This window comes from Stenotrophomonas daejeonensis (assembly GCF_001431505.1).
Lineage (GTDB): Bacteria > Pseudomonadota > Gammaproteobacteria > Xanthomonadales > Xanthomonadaceae > Stenotrophomonas > Stenotrophomonas daejeonensis.
Map to the genome: position 1 here is coordinate 45995 of NZ_LDJP01000008.1, position 9263 is coordinate 55257.

At 70.2% G+C, this 9263-nt stretch carries 7 protein-coding genes; 6 read left to right on the forward strand and 1 reads right to left on the reverse strand.

The features are described from left to right. The first annotated feature begins 60 nt into the window (after positions 1 to 60). Positions 61 to 2226 (forward strand): S46 family peptidase, encoded by a 2166-nt coding sequence (locus ABB34_RS01485; RefSeq protein WP_057639462.1) that lies wholly within the window; start codon positions 61 to 63, stop codon positions 2224 to 2226. Between the two features lie 165 nt (positions 2227 to 2391). On the opposite strand, the gene ABB34_RS01490 is transcribed toward ABB34_RS01485, so the two are convergent. Beyond that, positions 2392 to 3207 (reverse strand): hypothetical protein, encoded by an 816-nt coding sequence (locus ABB34_RS01490; RefSeq protein ID WP_083490017.1) that lies wholly within the window; start codon positions 3205 to 3207, stop codon positions 2392 to 2394. 265 nt (positions 3208 to 3472) lie between these two features. Between ABB34_RS01490 and ABB34_RS01495 the strand changes: the two genes are divergently transcribed. From ABB34_RS01495 to purF, 5 genes are all read left to right on the forward strand, one after another. After that, positions 3473 to 4117, forward strand: coding sequence for a histidine phosphatase family protein (locus ABB34_RS01495; protein WP_057639464.1), 645 nt, complete (start codon positions 3473 to 3475; stop codon positions 4115 to 4117). Between the two features lie 252 nt (positions 4118 to 4369). Next, positions 4370 to 5638, forward strand: a complete 1269-nt coding sequence (gene folC, locus ABB34_RS01500; protein ID WP_057639465.1) for a bifunctional tetrahydrofolate synthase/dihydrofolate synthase — start codon at positions 4370 to 4372, stop codon at positions 5636 to 5638. Between the two features lie 266 nt (positions 5639 to 5904). Further along, a complete protein-coding gene (locus tag ABB34_RS01505; protein WP_057639472.1) occupies positions 5905 to 6870 on the forward strand; it encodes an SPOR domain-containing protein in 966 nt (321 codons plus the stop codon). A gap of 40 nt (positions 6871 to 6910) precedes the next feature. Then, positions 6911 to 7654, forward strand: coding sequence for a CvpA family protein (locus ABB34_RS01510; RefSeq protein ID WP_057639466.1), 744 nt, complete (start codon positions 6911 to 6913; stop codon positions 7652 to 7654). A 33-nt stretch (positions 7655 to 7687) separates the two neighbouring features. Next, complete coding sequence (gene purF, locus ABB34_RS01515) at positions 7688 to 9154, forward strand: amidophosphoribosyltransferase (RefSeq protein WP_057639467.1); 1467 nt, start codon at positions 7688 to 7690, stop codon at positions 9152 to 9154. Positions 9155 to 9263 lie beyond the last annotated feature (109 nt).

A 9263-nucleotide genomic window follows, 5' to 3' on the forward strand; every position in this document is an offset into this window, starting at 1 on the left:
CGGCGGGACAAGTTGGTTGCAACCGCTACAATCGGGCTTCCATTCCCTGGGGGTACCTGCATGCGTCTGAACCTTCTCGCTTTTTCCGTCGTTGCCGGGCTCGGCCTGGCCCAGTTGGCGCAGGCCGCCGAAGGTATGTGGGTGCCGCAGCAGCTGCCCGAGATCGCCGGTCCGCTGAAGCAGGCCGGGCTGCAGCTGGATCCGCAGCAGCTGGCCGACCTCACCGGCGACCCGATGGGCGCGGTGGTCGCGCTGGGCGGCTGCACCGCCAGCTTCGTCTCGCCGCAGGGCCTGGTGGTCACCAACCACCACTGCGCCTACGGCGCCATCCAGCTCAACTCCACCGCCGAGAAGAACCTGATCAAGGACGGCTTCAACGCGCCGACCTTCAAGGACGAACTCAGCGCCGGCCCCAACGCGCGCATCTATGTGCTGGATGACATCACCGACGTCACCGCGCAGGCGCGTGCGGCCATCGCTGCGGCGGGCGCCGATCCGCTCAAGCGCACCGAGGCGCTGGAGGCGTTCGAGAAGAAGGCCGTCGCCGACTGCGAGGCCGACGAGGCCTACAGCTGCCGGCTGTACAGCTTCTCCGGCGGCAACACCTATCGCCTGTTCAAGAACCTGGAGATCAAGGACGTGCGCTTGGCCTATGCGCCGCCGGGCAGCGTCGGCAAGTTCGGCGGCGACATCGACAACTGGATGTGGCCGCGCCACACCGGCGACTTCTCGTTCTACCGTGCCTATGTCGGCAAGGACGGCAAGCCGGCCGCGTTCTCGGCCGACAACGTGCCGTACCAGCCGAAGCACTGGCTGAAGCTGGCCGACCAGCCGCTGGGCGAGGGCGACTTCGTGATGGTGGCCGGCTACCCGGGCCGCACCGACCGCTATGCGCTGGTCAGCGAGTTCGAGAACACCGCCAACTGGCTGTACCCGGCCGTCGCCAAGGCCTACAAGGAGCAGATCGCGCTGGTGGAAGCGGCCGGCAAGGACGACAAGGACATCGCGGTGAAGTACGCGGCCAACATGGCCGGCTGGAACAACACCAGCAAGAACTTCGACGGCCAGTTGGACGGCTTCAAGCGCAACGGCGTGCTTGCCCACAAGCAGAAGGAAGAGGCCGCGGTGCTGGAATGGCTGCGCGCGCAGGGCGAAGCCGGCCGGCCGGCGCTGCACGCCTACGACCGCCTGCAGAACCTGGGCACGATGGCGCGCGCCACCCAGGAGCGCGATTTCGTGCTGGGCATGTTCAACCGCACCGGCACGCTGGGCACCGCGGTACGCCTGTACCGGCTGGCGATCGAGAAGGCCAGGCCGGATGCCGAGCGCGAGGAGGGCTACCAGGAACGCGACCTGCCGGCGATCGAGGGCGGCCTGAAGCAGATGGACCGCCGCTACGTGGCGTCGATGGACCGCCAGTTCCAGCAATATTGGCTGCAGCAGTACCTGCAGCTGCCGGCGGGCAAGGGCCTGCCTGCGCTGGACCAGTGGCTGGGCGGCCACGACGCGGCGGCGGTGGATGCGGCGCTGGCGCGCCTTGATGGCTCGAAGCTGGGCGAGCTGGACGAGCGCCTGAAGTGGTTCAACGCCGACAAGGCCGCGTTCGAGGCCAGCAGCGACCCGGCCATCCAATACGCGGTGGCGGTGATGCCGGCGCTGCTGGAGCTGGAACACCAGCGCAAGGTGCGCATGGGCGAGGAACTGGTGGCGCGGCCGCTGTTCCTGCAGGCCATCGCCGACTACAAGCAGAGCAAGGGCGGGTTCGTCTACCCGGACGCCAACCTGTCGCTGCGCATCACCTTCGGCAACGTGAAGGGCTACACCGGGCTGGACGGCAAGGTGCAGCAGCCGTTCACCGATCTTGAAGGCGTGGCCGCCAAGGAAACCGGCGCCGATCCGTTCGACTCGCCCAAGGCGCTGCTCGACGCGGTCAAGGCCAAGCGCTATGGCGGGCTGGAGGACAAGCGCATCGGCAGCGTGCCGGTGAACTTCCTGTCCGACCTGGACATCACCGGCGGCAACTCCGGCTCGCCGGTGCTGGACGCGCATGGCCGGCTGGTGGGCCTGGCGTTCGACGGCATCTGGGAGGCGGTGGCCAGCAACTGGGTGTTCGACCCGGTGATGACCCGCATGATCTCGGTGGACCAGCGCTACATGCGCTGGATCATGCAGGAAGTGGCCCCGGCGCCGCAGCTGCTGAAGGAAATGGAAGCCGCCTCGAAGTAAGCGGCGGCCGCATCGGATCGAAAGCCCCGGACGGGAAACCGCCCGGGGCTTTTTGCATGGCCCACCACTGGTAGGAGCGCACCTTGGTGCGCGATGAGGCTCTACCGGGAAAGCTTCATCGCGCACCAAGGTGCGCTCCTACAGGTGTTCAGGCATTCGCAGCGCCTACCGGTACGGCCCCGGCCCGCGCCAGACCAGTTCGCCCTGCCGGTACACGGACATCACCGTGACCACTTCGCGGGCATCGCCGATGGCCTGCAGCTCCGGCGAGTCGGGAGGAAGCAGGCGGCACTTGCTGGACTCGCGCCTGAGCGCGACCTCGGCCGGGCAGACCATCAGGTAGCTGGTGCCGGGCAGCGGGATGGACAGTTCCTTCATGCCCTGCTCCATCCAGTCGCGCAGCTGGGCCTCGCGCAGCAGGTCGTAGATGATCTGGTAGCCGCCCACCTGCATGGCGGGCTCGCCGCTCGCCATGTCGTTGCGGCTGCCGTTGCGGTTGACCTGCCCGCGGTAGCGGCCGTCGTCGTCGGGAGCGGTTTCCTTCTCCAGCCAGCCCGGCGGACGCCCGGTCCAGGTCCGCGGCTGGCGCTGGGCGGTGCCCGACGGGCTGGAGGCGGCCTGCGCCGGTACCTGCGCGGGCGGGTCCGCGGCCTCGGCCTGTTCCGGCTCCGGCTCCGGCTCGGCCGACGGTTCGATGAACCTGGCTTCGACCACCGGCTTGCGCTGCTCGACCTTCCTGCGTGCGGTTGGTTTGGGCCGCGGCTTGGGCGCGTCCGTCGGCTTCGGCCTGGGCGGGGCCGGCGTGGCCTGCGGCGAGGGCGGTGCCTCGCCGATGAAATCCACCTTGACCCGGCCGCCATTGGACGAACCCTGCGGCGTGCTCACTTGTGGCGGATCGGCGTGCAGCAGGAGCAGCACCACCAGCAGGTGCAGCAGCGCGCTCGCCAGCGCCGCCACCCACGGCTGCAGGCGCTCGTTCAAAGGCTTGGGACGGGGCGTCGGGGACGTCGAAAGGCTGCTCATGCCGCGTCGGGGGCGTGGGAGGTGCTGGCCCTCATGCGGATTCACACCAGGCAGCCAAAGGAGGGCCGGTATGGTAACGCCTGCCGTTGGCCGGCAAACGCGCTGGCGGTTGCAGGTTCGCTGCGAGAGCGACCACCCGCGATTTCGTAACGCGGGTAACCGACCCCGGCCGCGCCACGGGGGCAGGCTATGATGCGGGCCCCCTCCACGGACACTCCACTGCATGCGCATCCTGCTTGCCCGTCACGGCGAAACGCCGTGGAACGCCGAAGGCCGCTACCAGGGCCAGATCGACATTCCCCTTTCGCCGGTGGGCCAGGCCCAGGCCGCCGCGCTTGGCGAGCGCCTGCGGGACGTGCAGATCACCCGTGCCGTGGCCTCGCCGCTGTCGCGCGCGCAGAGCACCGCCAGGGCCGCGCTGGGCGCGGCGCGCGAAGCCATGTTGCTGACCGAGCCGGACTTGCAGGAAATCGCCCACGGCGAGTGGGAGGGCCTGCTTGCCAGCGAGATCAATGACTCCGACCCGGCACGGCTGCGTGCCTGGCGCGAGGAGCCGGACACCGTGCTGATGCCCGGCGGCGAATCGCTGCGGCAGGTGCTGGACCGCAGCTGGCGCGGGTTGGCCAAGGCCGCCGAAGGGCTGGGCGAGGACGACACCCTGCTGGTGGTCGCGCACGATGCGGTCAACCGAGTGATCCTGTGCCGGGTGCTGGGCCTGCCGATCGGCAAGCTGTGGACCTTCCGCCAGGCCCCGACCACGCTCAACCTGCTCGAAGGCCCGGATCTGGAGCATCTGGAAGTGGTGCGCCTGAACGACTGCGCCCACCACACCCCGTTCTTCGGAGAAGCCAAGCACCGCGCGTTGTAAGCGTCCTGTGCCCACCGGGCCATTGCCCCGGTGAAGCCCGTGCCGGGCAAGCCCGGCACCTACGGTGGAAAGGCTGCTTCTCGTAGCTGCGGGGCTTGCCCCGCATGGAGTTTTCCCGGTGAAGCCCCATGCCGGGAAGGCCCGGCATCTGCGGCCTCGGTAGCGTCCGATCATTGCTCACGCGGCGAGGCCAGCGCCGCTATCATGTGCGTCCCGCGCGCACGGCGCCGGTTTTTCCGTCGAGAACCCCGCATGTCCCCCGCACGTCCCGCCACGCTCGCGCAGTGGCTCGCCCATATCGAACAGCAGCACACTCAGCCGATCGCGATGGGGCTGGAGCGCGTGCGCGAGGTGGCCGCGCGGATGCGGCTGGCGCGGCCGGGCAAGCACTGCATCGTGGTCGGCGGCACCAACGGCAAGGGGTCGACCGTGGCCTTCATCGAGGCCATCGCCCGTGCCGCCGGTTGGAAGGTAGGCGCCTACACCTCGCCGCACCTGCTGGCCTACAACGAGCGCGTGCGCATCGATGGCGGCGATGCCGACGACGCCACGCTGGTGGCCGGCTTCAATGCGGTGGAGGACGCGCGCGGCGACACCGCGCTGACCTATTTCGAATACGGCACGCTGTGCGCGCTGTGGGTGTTCGGGCAGGCCGGGCTGGACCTGGCGGTGCTGGAAGTCGGCCTGGGCGGGCGGCTGGACGCGGTGAACATCGTCGATGCCGACGTGTCGGTCATCACCACCGTGGACATCGACCATGCCGACTGGCTGGGCGGCGACCGCGAAACCATCGGCATGGAGAAGGCCGGCATCATCCGTGGCTGGAAGCCGGTGATCCTCGGCGAGATCGACCCGCCGTCGAGCGTGCTGCGCCGTGCCTACGTGCTGGGCGCCAACGCGATCCGCTTCGGCAGCGATTTCTTCGCCGAGCCGATCGATGCCGGGCGCTGGCGCTGGCGCGACGTGTCGCTGCGGCTGGAGTTGCCGCAGCCGGCGCTGTGGGCGCCGGTGCAGCGCGACAACGCCGCCACCGCCATCGCCGCGCTGCGCGCGCTGGACCGGGCGGTGCCGCGAGCGGCATGGGCCAGGGGGATCGCCGAGGCACGGGTGGCCGGGCGCCTGCAGCGGTTCGAACGCGATGGCGTGGAGGTGCTGGTCGATGTCGGCCACAACCCGCAGGCCGCCGCCGTGCTGGCGGCGGCATTGCAGGCCCGCCCCGCCGCCGGGCGCACGCTGGCGGTGTACGCGGCGCTGGCCGACAAGGACGCGCCCGGCGTGGTCGCCGCGTTGCAGGGGCGCATCGACCGCTGGCACCTGGCCGGGCTGGAAGGCGCGCGCGGGCAGAGCGCCGAACGGTTGCGCGAGCGCCTGGCCGGGACCGCCGCCGCCGGCGCGGCATTGTCGGCCAATGTCGGGCAGGCGTTGGCCGGCGCGCTGGAACAGGCCCGGCGCGGCGACCGCGTGCTGGTGTTCGGCTCCTTCCACACCGTGGCCGAAGCGTTGCCGCTGCTGCACGGGTAGGCCGGGGCCACGCCCCCGGCGTTTGATTCGTCCGTGAAAGCGCGTCGGGGACGTAGCCCCGACCTACGGGCTGGAGCAGCGGGAACCGTAGGTCGGGGTTACACCCCCGACGCTCGATTCGTCGATGTGGAGGCGCGTCGGGAACGCAACCCCGACCTGCGGGCTCCATGCAGGGCACCCGCCAAGGCATTCAGCCATCGGCCGTCGTGCCCGCAGGCACCCGCATATAATCGGAACACACTCGCATGCCGCCGGACCCGCCTTCCGTGGATACCCCCCTGAAACAGCGACTGATTGGTGCCATCGTGCTGGTGGCGCTGGCCGTGATCTTCCTGCCCATGCTGGTCAAGGACCCGGCGCCGGACAGCGGTAGTGCGCAGGACGTGCCGCTGCGCGCCCCCGACGCTCCTTCCGATGGCCAGTTCGAGACCCGCGAGCTGCCGCTGGTGGCGCCCAACGCACCGGCATCCGGCAGTGCCACCGGCATGCCGGCGGCGCAACCGGAGTCCAATGCGGCCGCGCCGGCGACGGACGACGGCCGCGCGCTGCCACCGGCCGTCGCCGCCGGCAATTACGCGGTCAACTTTGGCGCCTATGCGACCGAGGCCGATGCCGATGCGGTGATCGCTCACCTGAAGACGGCCGGCCTTCCCGGTTTCCGCCAGCCGGACACCATCAACGGCAGCCGGGCCTGGCGGGTGCGCATCGGCCCCTACGCCGACCGCGCGCAGGCCGAACTGGTGCGGTTGGAAGCGGGCAAGGTGCGCAGCGACGTGAATGCGCAGGTGGTGGTGCTCGACGCCGACAAGGACGCGCCGGCCGCGTCGCCGGTACGGACCGAGGCGTTGCCGCCGGAAGCAGCAAAGCCGGTGGCCGCCGCGAAGCCGGAAACCCGGCCCGAACCCAGGCCCGCCGCGCCGCCGCCGGAAGCCGCCAAGCCGGCGGTGCCCGAGCGCAGCACCACCACGGTGAGCACCGCGCCGGCTGCCAGCGGCGTCGGCTTCGCGGTGCAGCTGGGTGCGTTCACCCAGCCCGCGGGCGCCAATGCGTTGCGCGACAAGGTGCGCGCGGCGGGCTTCAGTGCCTTCACCGACCAGGTGCGCAAGAGCGACGGCGTGCTGCTGCACCGTGTCCGCGTCGGGCCGGTGGCCAACCGCGCCGAAGCCGAGCAGCTCAAGGCGCAGGTGGCGGCGAAGGTCGGCATCCCCGGCATCGTCAGCCCGCACCCCTGATGCAGGCAGCAACGCCGCTCCACCGCCACGGAGGCGACGCATGATCGACATGGTGCTGCTGGCCGTGATCGGGCTGTCGGCCCTGCTGGGCCTGATGAAGGGCTTCGTCGGCATCGTCGTGGGCACGCTGTCGTGGCTGCTGTCGGGCTGGGCCGCGTTCCAGTTCGGGGGCCATGCCGCGCGCTGGCTCGCCGAGGGCGCGGCGCCGTCGCTGACCCACTACCTGGGCGGCTACGCGCTGGTCTTCGTCGGCGTGCTGGTGCTGGTGGCGGTGACCGGCATGCTGCTGCGCAGTGCGGTCGATGCCACCCGGCTCAACGGTACCGACCGTGCGCTGGGCTTCGGCCTGGGCGTGCTGCGCGGCGGGCTGTTCGCCTGCGTGCTGGTGCTGCTGATGGGCTTCACGCCGCTGCCGCGCGAGGCCGAGTGGGGCCAGTCGAAGGTGCTGCCGGTACTGCTGCCAGGCGCCGAATGGATGCGCGCGCAGCTGCCGGACCTGTCCATGCCCGGCGTGGACCTGGACGCATTGGCGCCGACGGACTTGGGGAACCTGCCGGTGACAGGCGATAATGCCGCGCTCAACGACATGATGAAGGGTAGTGGGCTGCCGGACATGGTGAGCCGGGCGCTGGGGAAACCCGCGCAGGACGCCACCGACGCCGCCCACCGGCAGGACCCTGCGAGGGCGTTGCCCTCCAATATCGACCCCGCGCAGGTGCGCCCGGGTCAACCCGACCCGGCGCGGGTCGAGGCACAGGGCCAGGCACGGCCACCTTCACGTTAACCGGGCCCCAGCGCCCAGCGGAGATCGCGCAACATGTGTGGCATCGTCGGAATCGTCGGCAACCAGAACGTCGCCGGGCAGCTCTATGACGGCCTGACCGTCCTCCAGCACCGCGGCCAGGATGCCGCCGGCATCGCCACCGCCAACGGCACCCGCCTGCGCGTGGAGAAGGCCAACGGGCTGGTCCGCGACGTGTTCGACGAGCGCCGCATGGCGCTGCTGCAGGGCCGCATCGGCATCGCCCACGTGCGCTACCCCACCGCCGGCTCGGAAGGCACCGACGAGGCGCAGCCGTTCTACGTCAACTCGCCCTACGGCATCGCGTTGGCACACAACGGCAACCTGATCAACACCGAGGCGCTGCGCCAGCAGGTGTTCGAGGCCGACCGCCGCAACATCAACACCGACTCGGACAGCGAAGTGCTGCTGAACGTGTTCGCCTACGAGCTGGACGCCCAGCGCATGCTGACCCCGGAGGCGGCGATCCGCGCCGTGGCCGGCGTGCACCGCCGCTGCAAGGGCGGCTACGCCGTGGTCAGCGTGGTGCTGGGGCTGGGGCTGGTGGCGTTCCGCGACCCGCACGGCATCCGCCCGCTGGTGCTGGGCAGGCGCAGCCACGCCGAGGGCGAGGAATACATCGTCGCCTCCGAGTCGGTGGCGCTGGACGTGCTCGGCTTCGAGCGCGTGCGCGACGTGCTGCCGGGCGAGGCGCTGGTCATCACCGAGCGCGGCGAACTGTTCGCCGAGGTCTGCGCGCCCAACACGCGGCAGACCCCGTGCATCTTCGAGTACGTGTACTTCGCGCGCCCGGACTCGATGATCGACAACGTCTCGGTGCACAAGGCGCGCATGCGCATGGGCCAGAAGCTGGGCGAGAAGATCCTGCGCCTGCGCCCGGACCACGACATCGACACCATCATCCCGATCCCCGACACCTCGCGCGACGCGGCGCTGGAGATTTCCAACGTGCTCGGCGTGAAGTACCGCGAGGGCTTCGTCAAGAACCGCTACGTCGGCCGCACCTTCATCATGCCGGGGCAGGGCGAGCGGGTGAAATCGGTGCGCCGCAAGCTCAACCCGATCCATCTGGAGTTCCGCAACCGCGTGGTGCTGCTGGTGGACGACTCGATCGTGCGCGGCACCACCAGCCAGCAGATCGTGCAGATGGCGCGCGACGCCGGTGCGCGCAAGGTCTACCTGGCCAGCGCCGCGCCGCCGGTGCGCCACCCGAACATCTACGGCATCGACATGCCGGCCGCCGAGGAACTGGTGGCGCACGACCGCAGCGTCGAGGACATCGAGAAGCACCTGGGCTGCGACTGGCTGGTCTATCAGGATCTGGAAGACCTGGAAGCGGCGGTGCGTGAAGGCAATCAGGAGCTGAAGGCATTCGATTCGTCCTGCTTCAACGGCGAATACGTCACCGGCATCGAACCGGGGTATTTCGAGCGCATCCAGCAACTGCGCTCGGATGAAGCCAAGAACAAGCGCCGCGCGTGAAGCCGCGAAGCGCACTTAAAGCCCCTCTCCCTTCGGGGCGAAACCGCACGGCATACGCGCCACTGGCGCGTGTGCGGTTGAGCGCCCACGCCGCTGGCGTGGGCCGGGG